Source organism: Lysinibacillus sp. OL1, assembly GCF_004332175.1.
GTDB classification, from domain to species: Bacteria; Bacillota; Bacilli; order Bacillales_A; family Planococcaceae; genus Lysinibacillus; species Lysinibacillus capsici.
In genome coordinates this window covers 144,658-169,149 of record NZ_SJDS01000001.1, presented here as the reverse complement: position 1 = coordinate 169,149, position 24,492 = coordinate 144,658, and the positions used below count along the sequence as shown (strand labels likewise).

Genomic DNA, 24,492 nt, shown 5'->3' with positions numbered 1-24,492 from the left:
CTCGTTTAAAGTTAGTACATTAACTCTAATTCCTCTCCTTTCATGATTAGTTGTTCTACTCAGAAAATTTTTAAATTACCAATAATTCAGACTGCTTTTCACCTAGATTAAAATTTTTTAAAATCATCACCTTCTTTTTTTCTCTTCATATTCTATAGAATCAGAATATTGAGGGGGAAACGTATGGGGATTGAATTCACAGCTCTCCATTGGATTTATGTGGTTTTTATTGTGCTCATCATCGGATTTATGGTTAAACGTCGTGATACCACCCTCATTTGTGTAGTAGGCATCTTTATGCTAGCGATTGTTGCAACTGGTGATTTTACCTCGTCCATAAGTGGTGTGTTTAACAGCTTTATTTATGCCATAACTGAGCTGCTATCAACGATTCTTATTATTTCGATTATCGTGGCGATGAGTCGGGTCATGATGTCTTCCGGTATTAATGAGGTTATGATAGCCCCTTTCACAAAGATCATTAAAACACCCGCACTCGCTTATTGGACGATTGGACTCTTAATGATGTTTATTTCTTGGTTTTTCTGGCCATCACCTGCAGTAGCGCTATTAGGAGCAGTGCTCTTGCCTGTTGCGATTCGGGCGGGCCTCCCAGCACTGGGGGTTGCCATGGCGATGAACTTATTTGGGCATGGTATTGCGTTATCGAGTGAAAAAGTTCACTATTCTAAAGAATTTAGAAATAATCACCTATCGTGGACTAACAGGAGGTTTATTTGTGTATAGACCATTTGAAAAACATGTCATACTTCAATCTAATAAGCCTAAAGCGTTGTATTTAAGGAAGTCTAAAAAGAAAAAAGGTAAAACAGAAGAAGAAACTTTAGAATCCAATATGCAAAGATTATTGGATTTTTGTAAAAAGAACGAAATTAGTGATTATGTCATTTATAATGATTTTGTTGCTAAATCCACTAAACTAGACCGTATAGAATATAGAAAAATGTTAAATGCTTGCTTACAAGGCCAGCATGATATGATTGTAGTTTTAGAAGAATCACGACTGTATCGTACTGTATATGAACAAACGAACGTATATGAGGATTTAAAGGGCACTAACATAGTGATTTTTTCTGATAGAGAAGGCATTATTAACCCCAATGATAGAACGCAATTTTTGGCAAATATTGTACGTGGTGCAGTGAATGAACACGAATTACATAACTATGCCCACCGTATGAATCAAACAAAGCTTCAAACCGCTAAAAATGGTTCATATGTAAATAAAATTCCATTTGGTTATATAAAAGTGAAAAATAAATTACTACCGCACCCAGTTGAAAGTAAAGCGTTTAGATTGATCGTTGAAAAGATTATTGAGGGTTTTACAATTAACGAAGTTATACTCGAATTAAATTTAAGAGGATATACTACAAAGCAGGGGAAAAAATTCAAAGCTGCTACTACAATTACTCGACTCTTTGAAAATAGAGTGTATTTAGGGGAATCACATTACCATAGTCAAATGTTTGGAGAAGACGTTATTATAACAGATACTCACGAACCTTTGATGACTATAGAAGAGTATCATAAAATTAAAAAGATGATAGATTCTCGTTCAAGAAATAAACAAGGCATACGTTACACAAAAATAAACACACCTTTAGACAGATTGATATATTGTGGTATTTGTGGGCATCGCTTACCCATCCATAAATCATATGAAAATAAAGAAGGTATCATTTCTTATCAAATCAGTAATTGTAAAAATTCATATGGTGAGAACTTTGAACATAAGTGTCCTCATAAATCTGTTAGTTTGAACTTCTTATTGCCCTATTTTTATAAAGCTATTAATAAATATAAAGAGGCTATTAGAGAAGAAATTTTAAACGCTCCAATTTATAATACTAATGATAAAAAAATTGCTATCCTGCAAGATATAAAAAGGTTAAATCAGAAGATAAAAGAAAAAGAAGAAGAAATCGAAAATACTGATATGTTTCTGATTAAAGGTATCCTAAAAGAAACTAAATATGTGAAGATAATGCCACAATTAGAAAAAGAATTGAAAGAATTAAATTCTTTACTTATAGAAACAAATAATAGATTAGAAACAATGAGTGAAGAAAGCACTGTTGATCTGAAGAAAAAAGCTTTAGATTTTTTAACAACATACGAAGGTATTGAAACTGAAGAGCAAAATAGACAGTTTAGTCTACTTTTTGAAAAAATTGTTTTAATTAATACTGACGATAAATTTTCAATTGAATTAATAGAAAAAGACACATCCATGTAAGGGATTGTGTCTTTATTTTTTTGAAGCATATTTAATTAGTGCTTGGGCTACTGCTTTATAATTCGGATTTTTTGCTTTCGTGATAATAATTTCTGGCGCTTTTGTTACTTTGTTGTTTTTCATATTCATCCTCCTTTTAATTTCAAAAGGGCTTAACAACAAAATTCTTGGATGTAAAATTTGGTTCAAAATATAGTATGAATAATAAGATTTGTCCTATTACTTAAATCTGTTATGTTTTGTCTGAAAAGAGTCGCATTTCGCTTTGTTTGAAAAGCTTTATAGCAACACAAAAAATTAAAAATTTTTTTGAAGACCCAAAAATCCCAAACCATTTAAGATTAATGGTTTGGGATCACCTTTTTGTGAAGTCTTTAAAATTTTTCTTATAGGATGTCATTCTAACGTACGCTCAATACTTATATAACATGTTATTGCATATTTCTGTTATATAGTGCGATCCGTTACAAAAAACCCTTACCGACTTTTTATTTGTTGGGTTGCATTGAAGCTCCAATCTACCCCACGATATGAATAAGGGTAACTTCCTAAGTTATCTTCGATTTTACCCGTGTCGATATTGTAAATAAAAGTGCCGATATTAGCATATGTCCCATCCGAATAGTGCCACTGATTTCTGGTAGGCTCGCCTGATGGGGCAGTAATATTGCCAAATCGATACATGTAATCGTAAAACCCAACGTAATTCGCTTCTATCAACAAAGCATTTTGAATGGTTTTGTTAAAACCTTTAAATGTACCTTTATATACATTACCAATTGTTGACGTGCCGTTCCTGTTTAACAAGGTACTTTCATTTCTTGAATAATATCCATTATTAGGTTTTGAAGCAAATTGATATTCCCATTTAATATCAATGGCTTGTCCGTTTACATAAACATCATAGGTATCAGCAGTAATAGACGGAGGTGCAGGAGGTGCTTTGACTACGGTAACATTATATGGAGATTGTGGAGTATATTTACCATCATAGGATTCCACTCTTATGTAGTAGCTCTTATTCGATTCCAATTCTAACCATCTGGATTCGTTACCGCTACTTAAAAAACTACCCATACTACCCAAATTTTCATTATAAATGTAAAAAGCATATTGAGCGTCGGACGGAACATTGTTTAAACTAACATAATGTTTGCCTGCACTTGATGGTTTGAATAAGTACCAATCAGAATCAAACATAAAATCAATATTTGCATTGACATCCATTTTGCCAGTGAAAAGTGTTAAATTGTCATTTGGACTGTCGTTTTTCTCATACTGATCGTAAGTATTGTTTAGATTTGTCAAAAAGGTGTAAGCATTACTATTTGTTGTACCGTTTGGCTCCACACGGAAGAAATAATAACCCGCGTCTGCCATATAACCGATTGATTCGGACAATTGCCCATCATTTATCGAATAATCTACCAACGAAAGTACGCCCGTAGTTAAATTCAGATTGTATACATATACATCAGTATCTTGGTTTGTAGCCTGTGATAAATAAAAGTTGATTTTTGAAGTAGTAGGCGCATAAACATAATACCAATTTGGCACTCCGTCCCCGATAATGTAGTCGTTTAAAGGTTGGTCATAGTATGTTTCATCTAAAAATATAGCTGTATCAGGTGAATTGTTGCCAACAGCACGGCTCATTCCCGCAGTATCGTTGTTTTTAATAGTGTCACCCTTGAATGTAGTCATAGCCTTACCAGCGTCAATGTTTTCTAAAAAAGACTTAGGAAGAACATAATCATCTGTAACTGCTTCGTGGTTCATTGTTGATTTTGTAACAGGAGTAGCATTAGTTGCTTCTGTTGATAACTCGTTTTCTAATGCAGTTATATTCTCCACTTGAAGAGCGTTCTCAACAACATTACTCAAATCAATACCCGTAATAGTGTCTATGCTTTGTGGCACATTTTCTAAGGTCAGGTCGGTGTCGTTTGTATACTCACTTACTTCGGTATTAGATAATTGAGTATCATTTGAAGCATAAGATACTGAACCTACGCTAAACAGCATGGTAACAGCTAGGCCAGATATTAAAGACCGTCTAATTTTCATTAAGATTCCTTCTTTCTAAAAAAATTTTTCATCCAACTAAAAAATCCAACATAAGGTAAAATGTTCTATAAAAATATCACATAACCATTGAACCACCTTCCTTTCTGTAACAAAATGATACTAGTACCATTAATTTATATTTATGCAAAATTATCATACTTCCGATAATGCATATTAATACAATACCAAATTATACAAAATTTGTATATCAAATAAAGTTTTGTCATTCCTTCTTCCTCTACGTAGGAATGATATGTTTCAATACAAAATTCATTTTCGTAAATGCTTATTTTGCTTTAACATGGGCTTTACTAACAGAAAAACTTTAAATTCATATACGCTTTTTAATGTGTATTGTTAGCTTTATCTAGTGATTTTGTCATTCAAGGGGCTCCAAAATTAACGGCTGATGCTGCTGGTATCCCTGTTGGAGATGTTGTTTCAGCCAGTATTCCAATGGTTATCACCATGGGCGTTGTAACGACAATTGTTGCTTATATTTTTTTACGACGTGATATGAAACGAGGAACACTACTTTTAAATACTGGCAACCATGAGGAAGAGGATAGTGAACAAGAAACTGCGGAAAACTTACTGTCAAATGGGCAAAAACGATTCTTCGCCGTACTTATTCCTATTGCCTTTATCTTAGACGTTATCGCTATGTCGGTATTCAATTTAACGGGCGGCGATGCAACGGCTTTAATCGGTGGAACCTCTGTTTTTATTTTATTGTTGCTTAGTATGGTTGCTCATAAATCAGCGGGGTTAGAAAAGACAACAAGTTATTTGATTCAAGGATTTCAATTCGGCTTTAAAGTCTTCGGACCCGTAATTCCAATTGCTGCTTTCTTCTATCTTGGAGATGCTGGCTTTACACAAATTCTTGGAGATCACCTCCCCGCTACTTCACACGGGATTGTCAATGATCTGGGTGTCGGTCTTGCAGCAATAGTTCCGTTAACAAAGGAAATTGCTGTTGTCACGCTAGCAGTTGTTGGCGCTATTACAGGATTAGATGGTTCTGGCTTTTCAGGAATTTCTCTTGCTGGCTCTGTTGGCAGTTTGTTCGGTAATGCTATTGGTGAAGGAACTGCAACTTTAACAGCTTTAGGGCAAATCACAGCGATTTGGGTTGGTGGTGGTACACTAATTCCTTGGGCATTAATCCCAGCAGCTGCTATTTGTAATGTCAGCCCATTTGAGCTGGCAAGACGAAATTTAATTCCTGTAGTCATTGGACTGATTGTGACAACGATAGTTGCTGTGTTTTTAATTTAATTTAATAAAAATAGTAAGAGATGGTCACTAGGTTATCAGTAGCCATCTCTTTCACTCTCCGTATAATACTTTTGTAAAATGTCATAAAACATTTCTTTTAGTTGAGATTTTTTCATGCCTAAAATATAAGCCTCTATCAATAATTGCTCCACTTTCATAGCTATTTGGTGACATGAAATAGTCGTTGCTTTATTAGGATCTACGATAACAAATGCTCTAGACTGAGGCTTATTGGTGATGATCCCCTTTTTTTGAAGCTCTTTGTAGCTTTTATGAACTGTATGCAGATTGAGGTTTGTTTGTGCCGCTAGCTGGCGAATTGAAGGCAAATGGTCCCCCTTTTTTAAGCTTCCAGTCGCTATGGATAAAAGCAACTGCTGTGTTAGTTGTTGATAATATGGAATTTTGCTTCTTCGATTTACTTTTACATTCATTTGTCGAGGATTTCCTCCATATTAAAATTTCTTTTTGGCAATAAAATGATGCATGATAGCCATCATGAATAGTACAAGTAACAGTGTGACAATTATATTAAAGCTATACCATTTTTCAATGTCACCTGTCATTATTATCGTTGTAGCATACAAACTATTACTAGCTGGATTTATGACATCTAAGAATGGATGTAAGCCAGCACAAAAACGACAAATAAATAAGACACCAATACTAATTAACGCAATAAATGGTGTACTATTAAAAAATGTACTCATCATGGCAACAAATGTAATGACAAACAACAGCCAAATACAATAAAATGCTAGAGCTATCAATGCGCGTGTTATCGGTACAGAGGTAAATAAATAAGATGTATAGCCAAGAGACATTGCATAGCCAAGCGTAATACATAGGACAGCTAAAGCATAATGCGTAAGGAGTTTACTGTTTAAGTAGGATGTGATTGATACTGGCCTTGTTAAAATGAAGGCCATCATTCCATTGGCTTTTTCTCCTTGAATTATACCCATCGTTGCAATAGCAAGGATGATTATACCTAATTGGTCAAATTGCGAATTAAGGGTTGAAGCAAGCACTTCTTCTCCCCCTGGCTTTGCCATTGTTGGATCAATTATAATCCCTTCTATACCACCCATTGATTGTAAAATAGCAGGCAAAAAATACATCGTAATCGGCTGAGTTAAACCTAGAAGGATATAGACGATTGGTAGCCAAACGACTTTATATTCCTTTGTCATTTGATTCATTTCTTTTTTACTTAGTGCGATAAATGTATTCACTTCAAATTACACCACCAATTCTAAAAATATTTCTTCTAAGCTTTCTTGAAGGCCAAGATCAAACTTTGTAAATAGTACATTTGAATCCAATCCGTACTTGAGCAATCGATGGGCGTCCTCTTCCAAGTGATTGACATATACTTTAAAACCATCCCCACAATTTTCGATTCTCTTTACATAAGGTAAATGTTCAATCGTTGTTAGCCACTTAACATCTTTCTTTTGAACCGCTAAAAAGATAGCTGAATCTTGATAGCGATTAAGTAACTCTAATTTTGTTGCATCTTCTATTTTGTAACCATTTTTAATGACCACAAAGCGCTCACAAACTTCCTCCGCATCGCCTAAAATATGTGTAGAAAGTAATATGGTCGTTTCTTTTTTTATGTCTTTTAATAGATTCAGCACTTCACGTCTACCGATTGGATCTAAGGCTGAAACTGGTTCATCCATAATGATGAAAGCTGGCTTGTGTAATAAAGCTTGTGCGATTCCAAGACGCTGTTTCATACCTCCTGAAAATGTTCCAACATGAGCATGTGCTTCTTTTCCTAAGCCCACCTTTTCCAGAAGAATCGGGATATCTTTTTGTAATTGATCTTTCGAAATACCCGAAAGTGTCCCCATAAAGGCTAAAGTTTCAGATGCTGTCATCCACGAGAAGAAATTAGGATACTGTGGTAAATAACCAATATGATTTTTCATCTTTGAAATTTTTTGCCCATCAAGTACAATGTCCCCTTCATCTGCATAAAGAATATCAGCAATGATCTGAATTAATGTGGATTTCCCTGCCCCATTTGGTCCAATAAGTCCTACACATTCATTCGAATCTATCACCATTGAAAAACTACTTACTGCCGTTTTCTGTTTAAATTTTTTCGTAATATTTTTAATTTCTAAGCGCACGTTTATTGACATCCTTTCTACCCATCACGAAGTATAGAACAGAACCAATTGTATTAAAGAACAAAATAATAATGGCCCACATTAGTATGTTTTCTCTACTAGCTCTGTGTTTATATAAATCTATTAGTGCAATAGTGATAAGTAAAAAACCTACGAGTACAAATGGTAAAAGAATGGGTAATATGCTTGCCCAATCAATTTGATTTAAGTCTTCAAAACCATAGTGTAATTTCATTTTTTATAACCCCTTTCATTATCATTATCAATAATGATAACAAAAGAATGAAAAAATTTCATTACCTTTTTACTGTACATCTTTAAAAAAACGCTATAATATATTTTTTGATAATGTTCTCAAATTGATAACATTTGAATGCTTCCCTTGATACTATCTCATTTTCTGGTAGGAGGATCGGTTTATGCGTAATAAAGCAGAGGTATTAATGCACCCTGTGAGAATGAAAATTTTACAAGCTCTGATGCACAATAAAGAAGAGGGTTTAAGCACATTGGAGATGATTTCTGTCATTAAAGATGTACCACAAGCCACTCTATATCGTCATATCCAAATTTTAGTCGATGAAAATATTATAAAAATTGTGAAAGAGCGAAAAGTTCGTTCAGTTACAGAGAAGTTTTATGCATTAAATGAAGGAGCAGCAAAACTTAGTAAGGAGGATTGGACTCAACTCACAACCAAGCAAAAATTAAATTATATTTCCTACTATCAATTGGCTTTACTATCTCAATATCAAAATTATTTGCATTCACTTGATGAAAAAGAAAGCACAACAGATTTAGCAACTTTTTCTTTAATCGACTTAACGTTAACAGACGATCAATTCAAAAACTTTGAAAATGAATTAAACGATTTATTAACTAAATACTATAATATGACCGACTCAAATAAAGGTTTGGAGACTAAAACAATTGCTTTAAATATTATTCCAAAACCTTAGGTACTATTGACGTAGAGAAATGGAGAAGATTTATGAAAAAAGGAAAGTCACTAGAAAATATACGAAAATTAATTATGATCATTATTGGTGCAGTTATAGCCGCTTACGGACTAGAGGCCGTGTTAATTCCGAATGCTGTCATTGATGGCGGTGTAACAGGTCTTAGTATTATGGGTGCGCACCTCTTCGGTATCCCATTAGGCGTACTGCTCTTTGTATTAAATATTCCGTTCATTTATATCGGCTACAAGCAAGTTGGAAAAACCTTTGCCTTAATGAGTAGTGCTGGTATTGCAGCTTTATCGATTTCTACAGTGCTTTTACATGACGTCAAAACCATTTTAGGCCCAAATGATCCCCTCCTAATTGTTTTATCTGGTGGTATGCTCCTTGGTGTGGGGATTGGTATTGTCCTACGAAATGGTGGCGCTTTAGATGGCTCAGAGGTTTTAGCTGTACTATTGTCACGTAAGATTCCATTTTCAGTCGGCGATATTATATTATTTATCAATGCCTTTATTTTCATAGGGGCAAGCTTTATCTTTGGCTTAGAGAGTGCTCTTTACTCAGCGTTAACTTACTATATTGCCAAAAATGTTATCGATATAATCCAAGTTGGTTTAGAAAAATCAAAAGAAGTTCGTGTGGTTAGTGGAAAATCCGAGGAGATTGGAGACGCTATTCAAGCCCGCTTAGGACGTGGTGTTACCTATACACATGGACGTGGTGGTTTCTCCAATGAACCAACAGAAATCTTAAACTGTGTCATTAACCGTATGGAAGAAAATAAATTAGTTTCGATTATTAAAGACATCGACGAAGGCGCTTTTGTTGTCATTTCTGACGTGTCAGAAGTTCGTGGTGGTAACTTTAAGAAACGCGATATCCATTAATTTCAAAGTAAGTAAGGCGCATCATACCTTACTTACTTTTTTATTTAGTTGCCGCTTCATATTTTACGCCACCTATTAAACATAATCCTCCCAGCATTACTACTAAGGAAGCCCCAACTAAGGCATACTGATAGCTATTTGTGTAACTTGCAAGTGTTCCAGCAATGGATGGACCAATCATTTGTCCAAGCGCATAGCCAGCTGTTAAATACCCTATCATTTGATGACTATTAATTGGTGCAAGCTTCCTCGCTAATGTTGTACAAAGTGTTGTAATTCCCATAAAGGTTGCCCCAAAAATGAAGGCACTAGCATAAAGGGTCATCGAATTTGTAGCTAGCGCAGGTAAAACAATACCTATCGCTTGCAGTAGCATAGAGATGAGCAAAATTTTCACATGGCCATAGCGCTGTGCTAGCTTAGACCAAACGATACATGAGGGAATTGCTGCAACACCCACAACAAACCATACAAAGGCTGCATCTCCATGAAAGCTTGTCGACTCCTGTGCAATTGATACAATAAATGTGCCTGTGACAATATAGCCAAGCCCCTCTAAGCTATAAGCGATGATTAACCATTTCATCCAAGACTGAGGAGGCGTTTTCTGTGAAATTATCTGGCTTTCCACTAGTTGTTTACTTGGTGTAATAGGCTTAATGAATAGTACAATCAAGACAAACAATACAATACTAAATAAAGCTAATACGATCCAAGTTCCATTCCAATGGAAAACAGCTTGGATTGGTGAAACAATTACCGCACTTAATGCAATCCCTATTCCTACCCCACTATAGAACAGCCCCGATAGATGCATATGACTACTGCTGGCTAACTGGTCTAGTATAAGGCTTGTTATAACAACAAAAATAAAAGCACTCACAACACCCGATATAAATCGTAATAAATACCAAATGATGATTACACTTGTAAAGCCCATGAAGGCTGTTGTTAAAATGCTGATAACAAGGGTAATTTGCAAAAAGAGAATACGTTTATTCCCTATTGGTAAACGGCCTGCCACCCAGGCTCCAATCAAATAGCCCAAGTAATTACTCGTTGCTAAGTAACCTGCTGTCGCTCGGCTAAATTCAAAAGCTTCTTGCATATAAGGTAAAATAACCGTATACGAAAAACGTCCGATGCCCATAGCAATAACTAAAGCAAAAATGCCCCCGATTAAATAGCGTACGGTTTGCTTGTGCATATCATCACTCCTTCTATTTCACTATATCGAACATCTAGGTATCACAAATAGATCTAATTCTTTATAATAAGTATCAATAAAATTGATAACTGGAGGGCATATGAATATTAATGATTTAACGATTTTTCGAACAGTCGTCCAAACAGGTAGCTTTTCTAAAGCTGCCACAGCACTTAATTACACTCAATCCAACATCTCTATGAAAATACAAAGTCTTGAGGCACTCTACGATACAACCTTTTTTTATCGTGGACATCGAGGAATACGGCTAACACCAAAAGGAGAACAATTCTACGAGTTAGTCCTAAAAATGCTTCATCTCTATGAAAAAACCTTTGAGATCATACATGATACAGAAGAACAACGAGGCGTTTTACGAATTGGTTCAATGGAAACAACTGCTGCCTTACATTTACCAACTTTGTTAAGCACATTTCATCAAGCATATGAACAAGTGGATATCACCATATTAACAAGCCCTTCTCAGCACAATATTGAACGGGTTGAAAACTATGAACTTGATGGCGCATTTGTTACTGGACCTATTTATAGAGAAAATATAATGAAGAAAGAGTTTATCTGTGAAGAGCTTGTTATTCTCACTTCTAGCAAGCATAAACCTATTAAGCATCTCAAAGATTTAGAGGGAAGCACCGTGATTACATTCCGCCATGGCTGTTCCTATCGAGCCATCTTAGAACATTGGTTACATGAAGAAGGGATTCGACCACAAAATCGAATGGAGCTTGGTACGCTTGACGGTATTATTGGCTGTGTTGCTGCTGAGTTAGGCATTACCTTGCTACCACGTGCCATTGCGGAAAAATATATGGCAACACAAGCATTAACATTGCACAAGATAAAGAACAAGCAAGCACATATTCCTACATGGTTTATTTATCGTAAGGACGAAGTACAATCCCCCATCCTAACTTATTTTTTAGAAGCCATAGAAGCTTATGACTATCCGACAGTTTGAGGGTTCTATCCGTCATTTTAACAATTCTATCCTTCCCCTAATAAAAAAGCTGTTCAGTAGATTATCTCCACTGAACAGCTTTATATTAAGCAATAACGGTTTCCGCTATGTTAGAAGCATGATCACCGATTCTTTCTAAATTACTCACAATATCCGCAAATACAATACCTGCTGAACCTGAGCAAACTCCTTCATTTAATCGCTTAATATGCAATTTACGTAAACGTCTCTCCATATTATCAATTTCATTTTCTTTTTCTATCACTTGCTGTGCTAATGAAAGATCACGCTTATCAAGGGATTCGATAGACATTTTCACAGTATCTAATGTAAAAACAAACATATCTTCTAATTCCTTCATCGCTTGTTCACTTAAACGAACGCGATTACTATCCTTGTATTGCAGAAGCTCAATTATATTTTCTACATGATCACCAATTCGTTCGATATCACGAATATTTTCAAATAAGGCATGGTGCACTTGGGAATCATGGGTTGATAAAGATTGTTTTGATAACTCCACTAAATATTCCGTTGATTTGCGATCTAAATTATTAATGGCTTCTTCCAATTGGCCGACCTTGCCGATTAACTTAGCATCATCCGTTTTCAAAATCGTTAACGTTTCTTCTAGACCTTGAATACTATACTCGCCCATGCGAACTACTTCCATTTTTGCTTGACCTAATGCCACTGATGGTGATTTGATAAGCAAATTTTTATCCAAAAATTTTGGTTTGTATTCAATAACTGAATCTTCGCCTGGAATTAGTTTCGTTACGACATAAGCCCAAACACCTATGAATGGTAACTGAATGATTGTATTGATGACATTAAACGTTCCATGTGCAAAGGCTATTTGCATTTTCGGCTCTAAATTGAGCACCCCTGCAATCCATTCCACATAGTTCGTAAATAATCCCAATATGAGCATAAAGATAATTGTACCCACTACATTAAATAGCAAATGAGTGGCAGCTGCTCGTTTTGCTGCAATAGAAGCACCTAAAGCGGCTAGAATTGCTGTAATCGTTGTACCAATATTATCTCCAAACAAGACAGGTAATGCCCCGTGTAAAGTTATTAAATCTTCAGCATAAAGCCCTTGTAATATTCCTACTGTAGCTGAGGAAGATTGAACAATCAGGGTGAATATTGTTCCTACTAATACGCCTAAGATCGGCACATCAGACATTTGTACAGTCAAATCTAAAAATGGTTGCCAATCTCTAAGCGGCTTCATTCCACCACTCATAAGCTCTAAACCAATAAATAAACCTGCAAAGCCAAATAATACTTGCCCCATATTTTGAATGAAACTTTTCTTAAAGAAAAATAAACATATTGCGCCCACTGCCATAATTGGATATGCATAAGCACCCACATCTATTCCTATAATAAATGCTGTAATGGTTGTCCCAATATTAGCTCCCATAATAACGCCTATTGCTTGACGCAATTTCATAAGTCCTGCGCTCACTAGTCCAACGGTAATAACAGTTGTACCTGAACTTGATTGTATGAGAACTGTAACCACAATACCAACTAGTACACCCATCAATGGGTTTGTTGTAAATTTATCTAAAATATCTCTTAGTCGATCACCTGCAGCCCTCTGCAAGCCATCTCCCATAAATTTAATAGCGAAAAGAAATAAGCCTAACCCTCCAAGAAATTGGAAAATCATCTCCTGTACATTGATAGCCAATCCATTCAACCCTTTCCTTGTTGTCAGACTTTATTATTAATAGTTTTAAGCTAGCTGTACATATCATTTACAATGGATTAAATTAATGTTTACACACCCTTTACAATTAGTCCAAAAAACGGACATATTCAAATCAAATTCAACAAAAAACAAACAAAAAAACATGAAAAAATCTTCAATCAGATTTTCACATGTTTTCTTTTGACGACTGAATGCATTTCCATTAGGCTGTACTTAGACACTGAAGGGAGTTTTCTATGGATATTTTTATCGCTAGTAACCGCCAATTACCGATCCGCTACTATGTGCAGGAAGCAATTTGGATTCGACGTGGTGGCAGTATTAAGCTGCCAGATTTAACACTGCCATTTTTCGTTGAGGTAGAGATTAAAAATCAATATAATTTACATATCATTGCAGATTATATTATGGACTTTCAACGACAATACAAGCATACTGAAATCCAATTATTAATCAGAAACACAGCCACCCTTGTAACCCTGCAAGACATACTTTCACAACATAAACAAACACAACATGCTATTACTATTCTTCCATTGTAGTCTGTTATGAAGCTGTTAATGGCAATGTGATAATAAAGTACAGTGTCTCGTTTTTGTATTTTGCGTGAATCGTTCCTCCGTGAAGCTCCACTATGCTTTTCGCAATCGCTAGTCCAAGCCCTGAGCCCTCGGTTACATTTGTTCTCGATTGATCTTTTTTATAAAATCTCTCAAATAAACTAGCAAGCTCTACCGATGTAAAGGCATCACTTTGATTCGCTACACAAATACGTACATGATTTGCTTGTCCTTCAAGGGAAACCATAATTTTTCCTTCAGCTGTACTATAATTGATCGCATTGATGAGTAGATTATCAAATACTCGGACAATCTTTTCCGAATCCAGCGCAGCAAAAAAACGTCTCTCTGGAAAATGTTTTATAAAAATACGTTGTTTCTCCTCCGCTAATGGCACTAATTCCTCCATTAGTTGTTCGAGCAGCTCATTTACACAAACTTGTTGTCGCATTAAAGTATTTTTATCATTCGTGAGCTTAGTATATTCAAATAAATCGTCTATTAAATTTTTTAATTGCTCGGATTTAGAAAAGGCTATTTTCAAATATTCGTCATATTGCTTTTTCGTCTCATACTTCTCTTCACTTAATAAACGTAAATAACCCATAATTGAGGTAAGAGGTGTTCTAAGGTCATGTGAAACATTAGTAATGAGCTCGTTTTTCTGTTGCTCAATTTTTCTCTCCATCTCGATACTTGTCATAATTTCTTCTGCCATTTGATTAACATTATCCGTTAGTAAAGCAATTTCATCCTGGCCTTTTTTCTCAATACGAAAGGCTAAATTTCCTTTTGCAATTTCCATAACCCCCTCCGCTAATGCCTCAATTTGATCCATTTTGCGTTTTGTTATAGAGAAAAATGATACGATAAACAACATAACACCAATGAAAAAAGGTATGGGGCCTTCATTCGTACTGGTGATGGCTTCTCCTTGTGGAAGCCCACTAACAAAGAAATAATAATTTTTATCTTGTAAAGTTAGTGGCACTAATGTAGTAAACTCCTTACGAGAAGTTTCGATCACATGATGGGCATTTTCAAAAGGTTGATTCATTGTAAGGTCCATGACATGCCTTATTTCTTCATGCAAATCGATTTGTTGCTCCTTTACCTGCTTTGTTTTATATAAGATCTTCCCTGTTTCATCTGTGACGACAATTTTTAATGCATTATCCTCATTTTCTATTTTTCCATTTTCTTGATTGATCAATTCTCTTAATGCTTCAACACTATTTTCTTGGGTTGCCAATGCTGCTGTATCCTGTGCATGATAATACATCATCTTCATACTACCACTATAATTCACAATCACGGTCTCATTGATATTCTCAAAAAATGGCACTACTGCACGAGCCACTAAAAAACTGCCAAGTGCACATAATAAAAACGTTGTAAATAGTTGAATGCGAATGCTATGTTGAATATTAATTTTTATTTTCGCACCAATATATTTCAGAAACCTTGGGAACTTTAAAAGCCTAAAGAACTTTTTCAACTTTATACCCTACTCCCCATACGGTTTTAATATATTGTGGATTCCTTGGATTTGCCTCAATTCGCTCTCTAATTTTTCGAATATGTACCATTACAGTATTTTCTGATTGAAATGCTTCCTCTTTCCAAACTTTTTCATAGATTTGCTCTGCACTCATGACAATGCCAGGGTTACTAACAAGCAATTCCAAAATAGCAAACTCCCTAGGTGTCAGCTTTACTCTTTCATTGTTAACAAAAACTTCATGTGTCGCTGTATTGATCCGTAGATCCCCAACTTCCAGCTCCTCTTTATTGCTGCTATTTATGCCACTCATTTTCAGATAGCGACGAAGCTGTGATTTAATGCGGGCAATTAGCTCTAACGGATTAAAGGGCTTAGTCACATAATCATCAGCACCTATTGTTAATCCACCAATCTTATCCATATCTTGAGATTTGGCCGTTAGCATAATAATAGGCATTTCTGCTATTTCTCTTACCTTCATACACATTTTAATGCCATCTACTTTAGGCATCATTAAATCCAGTACGATTAAATGTACTTTATGCTTTTTTACTAACTGTAAGCCCTCTTCTCCATCACATGCCTCTAACACATGAAACCCCTCATTTTTCAAATAAATGCCTATCAGATTTCTTATCTCTTTTTCATCATCTACAATTAAAATTGTTTCATTACTCATCGAATCCCACCATTAATCAAATATTTATCATTCATAATGTTCTTCCATTTTAGCTATTTTTTTATTTTCCGTATATAAAAATAATAAATACAGCTAACAATCACGATGAATAACCCAAAGTAAATACCATATTTCGTAGCAATCAAAGAAATATATTCAATTTGACTGCCGAATAATAAACCTAGTGTAAAATAAATCAATGTCCAAACGAAACCTGTTGTATAGGAAAATAAGGCATATGTTTTAAAAGGCATCTTATTCATTCCCACCAAGTAAGGGAGGATATGTCGAACAATTGGAATAAAGTAACTCGGGACTAATGCAAAGTGTCCATATTGATCTAACAATTCTTTTGATTTGGATAAGTACTTTGCCCTTTTCTTTTTCACAAGCTTATCAAGTACACGATGACCAAATAGTTTTCCAAGTATAAATCCTAGAGAAAGCCCTGAAACAACGCCTAAATAAGTAAGTAAGAAAGATTTCCATATGTCCAATTTTCCTAGCGACGATAGAAAACCACCACTCATGACAATCATTTCATCTGGTAACGGCATGCCTATGATCCCTAGCCATAAACTAAAAAACAAAGCAAAATAGCCATATTGTTCAATAAATAATAAAAGATCCTTTAGCTCCATTAGCTGGCCCTCGTATTTCCTAGCCTACAGCTCAATACATAGGCTGGTGGCATATTAATCCATACTTTCTCATGTGAAATATCCTGAAAATAGGTTTGAAAAAATGATTTTTTCACAAGTGAGTATTGGAAGGTAATGAATTTTCCATTGTACAAACAATCCTTCACATTTCTTAAAATACAGCACGATACTTCCGCCTTTAACGATGTAAATGGCAGTCCAGAAATAACATAATCTACTTTTTCGATATTCAAATCCGTCAAATATTGCTTCAAATTTTCTGCTGAACCATGGATCACTACAACATTGGCTACATGAGCAAATTGCCTACGCAGTTTCTCACAAAAAATCGCATTATGTTCAATGAGAACAAGCAATGTAGCTGACTTTTTTCTTTTCACAAGCTCCTTTGTAAAGGCCCCCATCCCAGGACCAAGCTCTATAATGCATTGAGCCGTTTCAAAGCAAATAGGCTGTACCATTTTATGCGCTAATTTCTTAGAACTAGGTGATATGGCGCCTATTGTTTTTGGATGCTTTATAAATTCAGTAAGGAAGGTAATAAGCTGCATTTAGTTGTCTCCTCGCTTTGCTTTCTTTATTGGTGTTTTTAACTATAAAGAGACTTTCTTAAAGATTTGCAAGGAGAATTCTTAACTTTTTCTTAATAATTGACATTATTTAGTTAGTAGATCAACACGATCTTTATAGGGTGAAAACAAAAAAAGTCGCTCATTTTCATTTCATGAGTGACTTAATTGCTTGATTTCTATATTTATCTCCATTTTTCCGTTTACACTCTTCATCCCTAAATGCTCGTAAAATTCAATTTCATTGGTATTGAACTTACACAGTTAATTCTATAGATGTAGCCCCCCATTCTTTACCACGTTCAAGTAACCGTTTCCCCAAGATGATTGATCGCAATCGCAATATAATCTTCATTTTTAGCTGTATCAATAGTAATGACCATATTTTCCTCTCTTCTTATAAAGGCATGGTCCTTTCTTATACGACTTATTGTAATGTTAATCTTTTACTCTATGTCTCATGATTCCGTTTATACTCCCTCTTATAATTAATTGCCCTAAAACATAAAAAAATGAAACAAAGATAATGGCTCCGTCTCTTCCAAAAGGCTTAAACCAACTTCCATCATCATCTATAAAAAAATGGCCTAACATTAAAGACAAAGCAGTCATTAAAAATTTAGGACAATGAACAAAGGTAGATGAACATTTCTAGACACTATGCCAACTCCAATGATGAAAAAAAGAAATAACGGAAATAAGAAGCTAGCCTCTTGGTTTGAGAGGTGACTATTATACTCGTAAAAATGAAATAAAAACGGAAATGGAAATAGTGACAACATACTTTGAATAAATCTTTTCATTTCAGCTACACCTCAAAAATTATAATATGATTATTTAATTGTAATTTTACACTAAAAATAATCTTTTATCTATAAAAAATAAAATGTATAGAACGGTGATTCTTCTGTATGAACTTCCTTCTGAACATCAGTACAATTTCCTTTAAGATTCATAAAAGATTAAAAGGTACTTCGTTCTAATGACTATTTCCTACATAAAATAGGCATACAATTGCTGCCAATCGAATAGAAACCTATATAGAGTACATTTAGTCATGGGAAAAATAAAGTGGGGTGTGTAAGGATGCTTAAAGTAAATGATGCAAAAGAAATGGTACTTGAAATTGTGCAAGATGACCCATTGTATGTTGCACTGCAACATACACCTTTAGAGGAAAACCTCTATAATGATGGGTATTTAGCAGAGATCGATGAATCGAAACACTATACAATTGCAGAAGTCGCGGGCTGGTTTGATATTACAGACGCCATGCTTCGCTACTATTTAAAACCGTTTGAACAGTATATTTTTGACAATGCTTCGCCCAATACAAATAGTAATATTCGTTTAAACCTACCTGCTATATTGAGATTGCGCATGATTTTATTATTGAAGGATGAGTATCGTGTGAGGGGGATTAAATTATTGCTAGGTATTGATGATAACGGTCAACTGCTGAAACACCAAATTACCGCAACGACCATGGATTCTGAGGATTTATCACATAAAATCGATTTGCTTGGAAACGTCCTACAGCAAATGATTCAAACAGGTCTTTTTCAGATTTTGCCGAATGAAGAGCAAGGGACGTTACAAGTTAACATTAATCAGGACTTTCTTGACAAAAACATTCAACGTCTTTCGACCGATTCTGTCCTTCAAGTGGAAGAAATTCAAAAAGAAACGTTGGAGCTAAAGCAGGAAAATGAGCATCTACAAAATCAAATTACCGAGCTGCAAGAAAATAGCGTGAAGGACATTGTCCAAAAGATTAGAGAGCGTCATATAGAAAATGAAATCGTTTCTACATTACGTACAGAAGCATTACAGCAATATTCCCAAAATCATAAAGTCGGTTTTTTCACCAAATTTTTTAAGTCCGCACAAATTGAAATGGACAAAGAGCAATTCGTTCTAAGCTATATTTCAAAGCATTTAGAAGAACGTTTAGAAATTGCATTGAACAATTATTATGATAAGTAAACTGAAGCCATGGAGAGCATGAGTGAGACTATTGGAAATGGTCACAATCATGTTCTTTTTTATTTTCCCAAATCACATTGACCACAGTAGTCAATTTCTATATAATGGCATAAAATATGACGGAAAGGAGTAAAAAATTGTATCAAGCTTTTATGAATTTAACCGAAGAAAAGCGCCAAGCAATTATTAATGCTGCCTTAAGGGAATTTTCGCTCAATAACTATGCTACCGCTTCAACAAACAAAATTGTGAGCAATGCCAATATTTCAAAAGGCATTTTATATCACTATTTTGGTAGTAAAAAAAATTTATATCTTTTCTTATATGACTATACAACTACTATATTCTCCGAGGCTCTTAATCGCCAAATTGATTTAGCAGAGCCTGATATTTTTAAGCGTTATGAACAGATTATGAAAATTAAAATTGAACTCATGAAGCAATATCATGCGCTGTTTGATTTTTTGAAAAAGGCCTATGCTGAAACAAGCTCTGAGGTACGAGATGAACTAAATCATTATAATGCCGCTTTTCAAAAAAATGCTTATGCAAGAGCATTTGAAGGAATTGATACGAGTTTATTCGGTGAAAATTTGGATACAAAAAAGGCAATTGATACTATTCAATGGGTAACAGATGGCATCAGTCATCGTTATGAGGAAAGATTAAAAGCGCATGCAGATAATCAAGAGCTCTTTAACGAAACAGTCGAGCAATGTATGGAAGAGGCTAGTGAATATTTTCTATTTTTGAAAACATTATTGTATCAATAAAATGGGGTGAGTGACATGTCCATGATTGAAGTAAACCATTTAACTAAAAAGTTTGGCGATTTTTATAGTATACAAAATGTACATCTACAAATTCCAAAGGGTGAAGTGTTCGGTTTTTTAGGACCAAATGGGGCAGGAAAATCCACAACCATACGCCATTTAATGGGTTTTTTACAGCCAACTGAGGGCTCTTGTTTCATTAACGGTTTAAATTGTCGGGAGGCATCTGCAACCATTCAACAAGTTGTTGGCTATTTACCTGGAGAAATTGCGTTTATTGATAAAATGACGGGTAAGCAATTTATTCACTTTATTGCTAAGTTAAGAGGGATGAATGATTACACCCATGCCGAGGAATTAATGCATTTCTTTGAATTAGATGCTTCTGGGCTCATCAAAAAAATGTCGAAAGGTATGAAGCAGAAGGTTGGCTTAGTTTGTGCCTTCATGCATCATCCCGAAATTGTCATTCTAGATGAACCTACTAGTGGTTTAGACCCGCTCATGCAAACAAAATTTATTGAATTCATTTTAGCTGAAAAGGATAAAGGAACGACCATTTTCATGTCCTCTCATATGATTGAAGAAGTAGAGAAAACTTGTGATCGTGTAGCGATTATTAATGCAGGTAAAATCGTGGCGACTGAAACCATTACAGATCTAAAGAAACGTAAATCTAAAAAATACATGCTTGAGTTTCAAGATGAGCAAGAGCTCACTCGCTTCCTTGATGAGGAATATGTACTTGAACGTATCTCTTCTACAAAAGTTATGATTACTATAATGGGAGACCTTCAATTATTTCTCCATACGCTATCTAACTATAAAATTATAGACTTAGACGTTATTTCCCAGTCACTAGAAGATATTTTTATGCATTATTATGAAAGTGGAGGTGCTTAATCATGAATTTTACCTTATTCAAGCATGAGTTATTTGCCTCTCTTAAACTATTCACTATTATTATCGGTGTACTAATGCTATATATTGTCAGTGTAATTTATATGTATAACCCAGAAATGACGGATACACTAAAAAAATTAACAGAAACAATGCCTGAGATGATGGCAGCCTTTGGTATGACCAGCATTGGCGATACCTTGATAGAATTTCTCTCCACCTATTTATATGGATTTTTATTAATGATTCTTCCTATGGTATTTTCTATTATGTTAGCCAATAAGCTCATCATGGGCTATATTGATAATGGTTCGATGGCATACTTAATCGCTACACCGAATACACGTTTTAAAATTGTCTTTACACAAGCACTATTTTTGATCATCAGTCTTTTTACACTCCTTGCTGTTACTACATTGGTCATGATTGTCTTTGCAGAAATATTATTCCCTAATGAGCTGGACATAACGGCCCTACTGCTGTTAAATTTCGGGCTATTTTTATTACACTTTGCCATTAGTGGGTTTTGCTTTCTTATGTCCTGCAGCACGAAAGATTTAAGAACATCCTATGCCTATAGTGCTGGCATTCCCATTGCCTTTTATCTGATTGAGGCACTAAGCAATATGGGTGGTTCACTAGACAAATTACAATACATTACAATCTATTCATTGTTCGATTCCGTTCAATTAATCCAACAAAATAGCTCTTGCTGGTGGATGCTAGGTACACTTTTCCTCATTGGCTTGCTTTGCTATAGTCTAGCAATTCGTTTTTTTGTAAAACGAGATTTACATCTCTAATTTCTAGCCGCTACAGTTCCAGTGCTGTAGCGGTTTTCATTAAATAGTACCTACTACATTTCCTAAAAAACGTATTAATCGAAAATGTAGAGCGACCATTTCTTCTACCGTTAAGTTCTCGTTCCCCTTGTCCAACCACTCCTGAATGACCCCTAAAATGGCAGATGCTATAAAGGCTTGTAAGTATTGTTGAAACTCTGGATCCTGTGCTTCCTTGCGTATAAGCGATAATCTGTCCAAAATATGACTCCCAAAGATCATTTTCACCTTTTGTGTAAAGCTGGGGCTCCCCTGCTCTCCTAATAACATACGAAAAACTGGTGCATGCTCTTTTATACATGTTATCACCTTGATAAATGGCTGATAGAGTTGCCCCATTTTTAAGGTTTGAAAAGCATCCAACGGCTGAACATGTTTGACATAGCGCTCTAACTCCATTAATAGCTCTTGCTGCAAATCCTCCATCACATCATATTTATCTGAATAATGTAAGTAAAACGTGCCACGATTAATTTCAGCTACAAACGCTAAATTCTTTACAGTCACACGCTCAAAGCCTACCTCCTCTACTTGTTGGATAAAAGCATTTTTAATGGCTTGCTTCGTTTCAAAATTCATTTTTTCATGTACAGACACATATTTCCCTCCATTTACTTAACACTTGCTGGCAAACTGTTGATTGTATTTGCTCACATGCTACCGTAAAATTTTTATCAAATCAACATTGTGTTCAGTGAAGGAGTGAGGACCATATGGGCAACCAGGCAATCTCTATTAAGTCTCTCGAAAAACGATTTCAACATAAGCAAGTTATTGCCCCCCTTTCTTTGGATGTTCCTAAGGGACAGTTAATGGGCTTACTCGGTCCGTCAGGCTGTGGTAAAACAACACTAATCAAAATGATTATGGGCATGCTGAAACCTGATCGTGGTGCTATTCAAGTATTAGATTTGAATGTTCCTCATAAACAATTATTAAATGACATTGGCTATATGGCACAATCAGATGCACTTTATACAGATTTAACTGGAGAAGAAAATCTACATTTTTTTGCAAAGCTTTATTCACTATCTAAAGCGGAACGAATAGAAAGAGTAGCCTATGCGGCAAGCCTCGTTCGTTTAACAGATGACTTACGACTAAAAGTAGAAAATTATTCAGGGGGAATGAAACGTCGATTATCTCTTGCTATTGCCCTTATTCAAAATCCTAAACTACTCATTTTGGATGAACCAACGGTGGGGATAGATCCTGTCTTAAAAAAGGAAATTTGGCAAGAACTGATTCGTTTAAAAGATCAAGAACAAAAAACCATTTTAGTGACGACGCATGCGATGGATGAAGCGGAAAGATGTGATCAATTGGCCATGCTGAGAAGTGGACATATTATTGCACAGGGTACCCCACAAGAGTTAAAAGATCATTATCAAGCAAAAGACTTTGATGAGGTGTTTGTAAAAGCTGGAGGTGACGTTCAATGAGAATAGGTGCTATCATCACAAGAATCATCCAACAAATGAAAAGAGATAGACGGACTCTTGCTTTATTGTTTTTAGCCCCACTTCTTGTCTTATCCTTAATGTATTTTATTTTCAATAGTGAAGAGGCTTCCGTCACACTTGTGGTCTCTAATGCGCCCGCCCCATTGATCGACAAATTAAAAGAGACTGATTTTACCATTATCGTGGACAATGATTTTTCAAAAAAACAGCTACAAGATAAAGAGTATAATGCTTGGCTAGCAGTAGAGCAAAATGTTAGGAAGTTAACTTTATTAAATGATGATCCTTCTCTGGCAAAGGCTTTAACGATGCAACTTGCTCAAATCTTACAGCCTACACAAGCCTCTATAGGCAGTATGAAAACGGACTATGTTTATGGTGATCAGGATACGGCTATTTTTGATATATTTAGTCCTATGCTCATTGGCTTCTTTGTTTTTTTCTTTGTTTTTTTAATTACGGGCATTGCCTTATTAAAGGAGCGTACTTCTGGCACATTGGAGCGTTTACTAGCAACACCGATTAAACGTTCAGAAATTGTAGCAGGCTATATGGTTGGCTATGGTTTATTTGCGTTCCTGCAAACAATTATTATCGTCTTGTTTGGTATTTATGTGCTCGATATTGTCCATGTAGGCTCCATCTGGCTTGTCCTACTCATCAATATGATGGTTGCTCTTGTCTCGTTATCCTTAGGTGCGTTGCTATCTAGCTTTGCTGCTTCAGAATTTCAAATGATGCAATTTATTCCGCTTGTTATTGTTCCTCAAGTGTTCTTTTCGGGTATTTTCCCGCTGGATAGTATGGCGGAATGGCTTCAAAACATTGGGCGTATCATGCCTCTATACTATGCTGCGGACGCATTGAATGGTGTGATGTATAAAGGTTATTCACTTTCTGATATTATAGTGAATCTCAGCATTCTTACTTGTTTTGCCATTGTTTTCATTACATTAAATATGATCAGTTTAAAAAAATATCGTTCGTTGTAATCAATCCTTAAAAGTTCTGCTATTTGAAAAGCAGAACTTTTTT

23 protein-coding genes and 2 pseudogenes are annotated in these 24,492 nt (G+C 35.2%); 13 read left to right on the top strand and 12 right to left on the bottom strand.

Going from position 1 to position 24,492, the window contains the following annotated elements; genetic code table 11:
• Positions 1 to 183: 183 nt before the first annotated feature.
• Positions 184 to 675: pseudogene (locus EW028_RS00890) on the top strand (hypothetical protein); the annotation flags it as partial.
• A 64-nt stretch (positions 676 to 739) separates the two neighbouring features.
• The gene (locus tag EW028_RS00885) at positions 740 to 2,260 is read left to right on the top strand and encodes a recombinase family protein (protein WP_131519602.1); all 1,521 of its coding nucleotides are present in this window, start codon (positions 740 to 742) and stop codon (positions 2,258 to 2,260) included.
• Between the two features lie 477 nt (positions 2,261 to 2,737).
• Here the strand turns inward: EW028_RS00885 and EW028_RS00880 are convergent, their stop codons facing one another.
• Positions 2,738 to 4,327: a hypothetical protein gene (locus EW028_RS00880; protein ID WP_131519601.1), complete on the bottom strand. Its 1,590-nt coding sequence runs from the start codon at positions 4,325 to 4,327 to the stop codon at positions 2,738 to 2,740.
• Positions 4,328 to 4,684: 357 nt separating this feature from the next.
• On the opposite strand from EW028_RS00880, the pseudogene EW028_RS00875 reads away from it, so the two are divergent.
• Positions 4,685 to 5,608 (top strand): annotated as a pseudogene (locus EW028_RS00875) (hypothetical protein); the annotation flags it as partial.
• Between the two features lie 35 nt (positions 5,609 to 5,643).
• Here EW028_RS00875 and EW028_RS00870 read toward each other — a convergent pair.
• Genes EW028_RS00870 through EW028_RS00855 form a run of 4 tightly spaced genes read right to left on the bottom strand, consistent with a single transcriptional unit; the run spans position 5,644 to position 7,987 of the window.
• Positions 5,644 to 6,042 (bottom strand): GntR family transcriptional regulator, encoded by a 399-nt coding sequence (locus EW028_RS00870; protein WP_131519600.1) that lies wholly within the window; start codon positions 6,040 to 6,042, stop codon positions 5,644 to 5,646.
• 21 nt (positions 6,043 to 6,063) lie between these two features.
• Positions 6,064 to 6,843: an ABC transporter permease gene (locus EW028_RS00865; RefSeq protein ID WP_131519599.1), complete on the bottom strand. Its 780-nt coding sequence runs from the start codon at positions 6,841 to 6,843 to the stop codon at positions 6,064 to 6,066.
• Positions 6,844 to 6,849: 6 nt separating this feature from the next.
• The gene (locus tag EW028_RS00860; RefSeq protein WP_131519598.1) at positions 6,850 to 7,752 is read right to left on the bottom strand and encodes an ABC transporter ATP-binding protein; all 903 of its coding nucleotides are present in this window, start codon (positions 7,750 to 7,752) and stop codon (positions 6,850 to 6,852) included.
• A complete protein-coding gene (locus EW028_RS00855) occupies positions 7,736 to 7,987 on the bottom strand; it encodes a PLD nuclease N-terminal domain-containing protein (protein ID WP_131519597.1) in 252 nt (83 codons plus the stop codon). The genes EW028_RS00860 and EW028_RS00855 overlap by 17 nt, the downstream gene beginning before the upstream one ends.
• A 184-nt stretch (positions 7,988 to 8,171) precedes the next feature.
• Here EW028_RS00855 and EW028_RS00850 point away from each other — a divergent pair, with 184 nt between their 5' ends.
• On the top strand, positions 8,172 to 8,711 hold the full coding sequence (locus tag EW028_RS00850; protein ID WP_048391183.1) for a transcriptional regulator: 540 nt from the start codon (positions 8,172 to 8,174) through the stop codon (positions 8,709 to 8,711).
• Between the two features lie 32 nt (positions 8,712 to 8,743).
• The gene (locus EW028_RS00845; RefSeq protein ID WP_004232402.1) at positions 8,744 to 9,604 is read left to right on the top strand and encodes a YitT family protein; all 861 of its coding nucleotides are present in this window, start codon (positions 8,744 to 8,746) and stop codon (positions 9,602 to 9,604) included.
• A 40-nt stretch (positions 9,605 to 9,644) separates the two neighbouring features.
• Here EW028_RS00845 and EW028_RS00840 read toward each other — a convergent pair whose 3' ends face one another.
• Positions 9,645 to 10,811: a YbfB/YjiJ family MFS transporter gene (locus EW028_RS00840; protein ID WP_131519596.1), complete on the bottom strand. Its 1,167-nt coding sequence runs from the start codon at positions 10,809 to 10,811 to the stop codon at positions 9,645 to 9,647.
• A gap of 100 nt (positions 10,812 to 10,911) precedes the next feature.
• On the opposite strand from EW028_RS00840, the gene EW028_RS00835 reads away from it, so the two are divergent.
• Positions 10,912 to 11,790 carry a LysR family transcriptional regulator gene (locus EW028_RS00835; protein ID WP_131519595.1) on the top strand — a complete coding sequence of 293 codons (879 nt, stop codon included), beginning with the start codon at positions 10,912 to 10,914 and terminating at the stop codon, positions 11,788 to 11,790.
• 85 nt (positions 11,791 to 11,875) lie between these two features.
• On the opposite strand, the gene EW028_RS00830 is transcribed toward EW028_RS00835, so the two are convergent.
• Positions 11,876 to 13,477: a Na/Pi cotransporter family protein gene (locus tag EW028_RS00830; RefSeq protein WP_193767297.1), complete on the bottom strand. Its 1,602-nt coding sequence runs from the start codon at positions 13,475 to 13,477 to the stop codon at positions 11,876 to 11,878.
• A gap of 278 nt (positions 13,478 to 13,755) precedes the next feature.
• Here EW028_RS00830 and EW028_RS00825 point away from each other — a divergent pair, with 278 nt between their 5' ends.
• On the top strand, positions 13,756 to 14,061 hold the full coding sequence (locus tag EW028_RS00825; RefSeq protein WP_131519593.1) for a hypothetical protein: 306 nt from the start codon (positions 13,756 to 13,758) through the stop codon (positions 14,059 to 14,061).
• A 4-nt stretch (positions 14,062 to 14,065) separates the two neighbouring features.
• Here EW028_RS00825 and EW028_RS00820 read toward each other — a convergent pair whose 3' ends face one another.
• Genes EW028_RS00820 through EW028_RS00805 form a run of 4 tightly spaced genes read right to left on the bottom strand, consistent with a single transcriptional unit; the run spans position 14,066 to position 17,475 of the window.
• Positions 14,066 to 15,577 (bottom strand): sensor histidine kinase, encoded by a 1,512-nt coding sequence (locus tag EW028_RS00820; RefSeq protein WP_131519592.1) that lies wholly within the window; start codon positions 15,575 to 15,577, stop codon positions 14,066 to 14,068.
• Positions 15,561 to 16,262 (bottom strand): response regulator transcription factor, encoded by a 702-nt coding sequence (locus EW028_RS00815; RefSeq protein WP_131519591.1) that lies wholly within the window; start codon positions 16,260 to 16,262, stop codon positions 15,561 to 15,563. Before EW028_RS00815 ends, EW028_RS00820 begins: the two co-directional genes overlap by 17 nt.
• A 53-nt stretch (positions 16,263 to 16,315) precedes the next feature.
• A complete protein-coding gene (locus tag EW028_RS00810; protein WP_131519590.1) occupies positions 16,316 to 16,903 on the bottom strand; it encodes a DedA family protein in 588 nt (195 codons plus the stop codon).
• Positions 16,903 to 17,475, bottom strand: coding sequence for a class I SAM-dependent methyltransferase (locus tag EW028_RS00805; protein WP_131519589.1), 573 nt, complete (start codon positions 17,473 to 17,475; stop codon positions 16,903 to 16,905). The genes EW028_RS00810 and EW028_RS00805 overlap by 1 nt, the downstream gene beginning before the upstream one ends.
• A 1,104-nt stretch (positions 17,476 to 18,579) precedes the next feature.
• On the opposite strand from EW028_RS00805, the gene EW028_RS00795 reads away from it, so the two are divergent.
• The 4 genes from EW028_RS00795 to EW028_RS00780 all read left to right on the top strand — a co-directional run bounded on the left by EW028_RS00795 (position 18,580) and on the right by EW028_RS00780 (position 21,955).
• Positions 18,580 to 19,479 (top strand): hypothetical protein, encoded by a 900-nt coding sequence (locus tag EW028_RS00795; RefSeq protein WP_131519588.1) that lies wholly within the window; start codon positions 18,580 to 18,582, stop codon positions 19,477 to 19,479.
• Between the two features lie 137 nt (positions 19,480 to 19,616).
• Entirely contained in the window at positions 19,617 to 20,252 is a 636-nt protein-coding gene (locus tag EW028_RS00790; RefSeq protein WP_131519587.1) for a TetR/AcrR family transcriptional regulator, read from the top strand.
• A gap of 15 nt (positions 20,253 to 20,267) precedes the next feature.
• Positions 20,268 to 21,155 carry an ABC transporter ATP-binding protein gene (locus EW028_RS00785; protein ID WP_131519586.1) on the top strand — a complete coding sequence of 296 codons (888 nt, stop codon included), beginning with the start codon at positions 20,268 to 20,270 and terminating at the stop codon, positions 21,153 to 21,155.
• A gap of 2 nt (positions 21,156 to 21,157) precedes the next feature.
• Complete coding sequence (locus EW028_RS00780; RefSeq protein ID WP_193767296.1) at positions 21,158 to 21,955, top strand: ABC transporter permease subunit; 798 nt, start codon at positions 21,158 to 21,160, stop codon at positions 21,953 to 21,955.
• A gap of 39 nt (positions 21,956 to 21,994) precedes the next feature.
• Here EW028_RS00780 and EW028_RS00775 read toward each other — a convergent pair whose 3' ends face one another.
• Complete coding sequence (locus EW028_RS00775) at positions 21,995 to 22,591, bottom strand: TetR/AcrR family transcriptional regulator (RefSeq protein WP_131519584.1); 597 nt, start codon at positions 22,589 to 22,591, stop codon at positions 21,995 to 21,997.
• A gap of 116 nt (positions 22,592 to 22,707) precedes the next feature.
• Here EW028_RS00775 and EW028_RS00770 point away from each other — a divergent pair, with 116 nt between their 5' ends.
• Both EW028_RS00770 and EW028_RS00765 read left to right on the top strand, forming a co-directional pair.
• Positions 22,708 to 23,436, top strand: a complete 729-nt coding sequence (locus EW028_RS00770; protein ID WP_131519583.1) for an ABC transporter ATP-binding protein — start codon at positions 22,708 to 22,710, stop codon at positions 23,434 to 23,436.
• Positions 23,433 to 24,449, top strand: coding sequence for an ABC transporter permease (locus EW028_RS00765; protein ID WP_131519582.1), 1,017 nt, complete (start codon positions 23,433 to 23,435; stop codon positions 24,447 to 24,449). Before EW028_RS00770 ends, EW028_RS00765 begins: the two co-directional genes overlap by 4 nt.
• The last annotated feature ends 43 nt before the right edge of the window (positions 24,450 to 24,492 follow it).

Excerpts from the sequence above, each read along its gene's own strand:
- EW028_RS00785 (WP_131519586.1), top strand. The coding sequence starts at position 20,268 with ATGTCCATGATTGAAGTAAACCATTTAACTAAAAAGTTTGGCGATTTT.
- EW028_RS00805 (WP_131519589.1), bottom strand. The coding sequence starts at position 17,475 with ATGCAGCTTATTACCTTCCTTACTGAATTTATAAAGCATCCAAAAACA.
- EW028_RS00880 (WP_131519601.1), bottom strand. The coding sequence starts at position 4,327 with ATGAAAATTAGACGGTCTTTAATATCTGGCCTAGCTGTTACCATGCTG.
- EW028_RS00830 (WP_193767297.1), bottom strand. The coding sequence starts at position 13,477 with ATGATTTTCCAATTTCTTGGAGGGTTAGGCTTATTTCTTTTCGCTATT.
- EW028_RS00815 (WP_131519591.1), bottom strand. The coding sequence starts at position 16,262 with ATGAGTAATGAAACAATTTTAATTGTAGATGATGAAAAAGAGATAAGA.
- EW028_RS00870 (WP_131519600.1), bottom strand. The coding sequence starts at position 6,042 with ATGAATGTAAAAGTAAATCGAAGAAGCAAAATTCCATATTATCAACAA.
- EW028_RS00780 (WP_193767296.1), top strand. The coding sequence starts at position 21,158 with ATGAATTTTACCTTATTCAAGCATGAGTTATTTGCCTCTCTTAAACTA.
- EW028_RS00810 (WP_131519590.1), bottom strand. The coding sequence starts at position 16,903 with ATGGAGCTAAAGGATCTTTTATTATTTATTGAACAATATGGCTATTTT.
- EW028_RS00850 (WP_048391183.1), top strand. The coding sequence starts at position 8,172 with ATGCGTAATAAAGCAGAGGTATTAATGCACCCTGTGAGAATGAAAATT.
- EW028_RS00825 (WP_131519593.1), top strand. The coding sequence starts at position 13,756 with ATGGATATTTTTATCGCTAGTAACCGCCAATTACCGATCCGCTACTAT.
- EW028_RS00840 (WP_131519596.1), bottom strand. The coding sequence starts at position 10,811 with ATGCACAAGCAAACCGTACGCTATTTAATCGGGGGCATTTTTGCTTTA.
- EW028_RS00855 (WP_131519597.1), bottom strand. The coding sequence starts at position 7,987 with ATGAAATTACACTATGGTTTTGAAGACTTAAATCAAATTGATTGGGCA.
- EW028_RS00770 (WP_131519583.1), top strand. The coding sequence starts at position 22,708 with ATGGGCAACCAGGCAATCTCTATTAAGTCTCTCGAAAAACGATTTCAA.
- EW028_RS00845 (WP_004232402.1), top strand. The coding sequence starts at position 8,744 with ATGAAAAAAGGAAAGTCACTAGAAAATATACGAAAATTAATTATGATC.
- EW028_RS00835 (WP_131519595.1), top strand. The coding sequence starts at position 10,912 with ATGAATATTAATGATTTAACGATTTTTCGAACAGTCGTCCAAACAGGT.
- EW028_RS00765 (WP_131519582.1), top strand. The coding sequence starts at position 23,433 with ATGAGAATAGGTGCTATCATCACAAGAATCATCCAACAAATGAAAAGA.
- EW028_RS00795 (WP_131519588.1), top strand. The coding sequence starts at position 18,580 with ATGCTTAAAGTAAATGATGCAAAAGAAATGGTACTTGAAATTGTGCAA.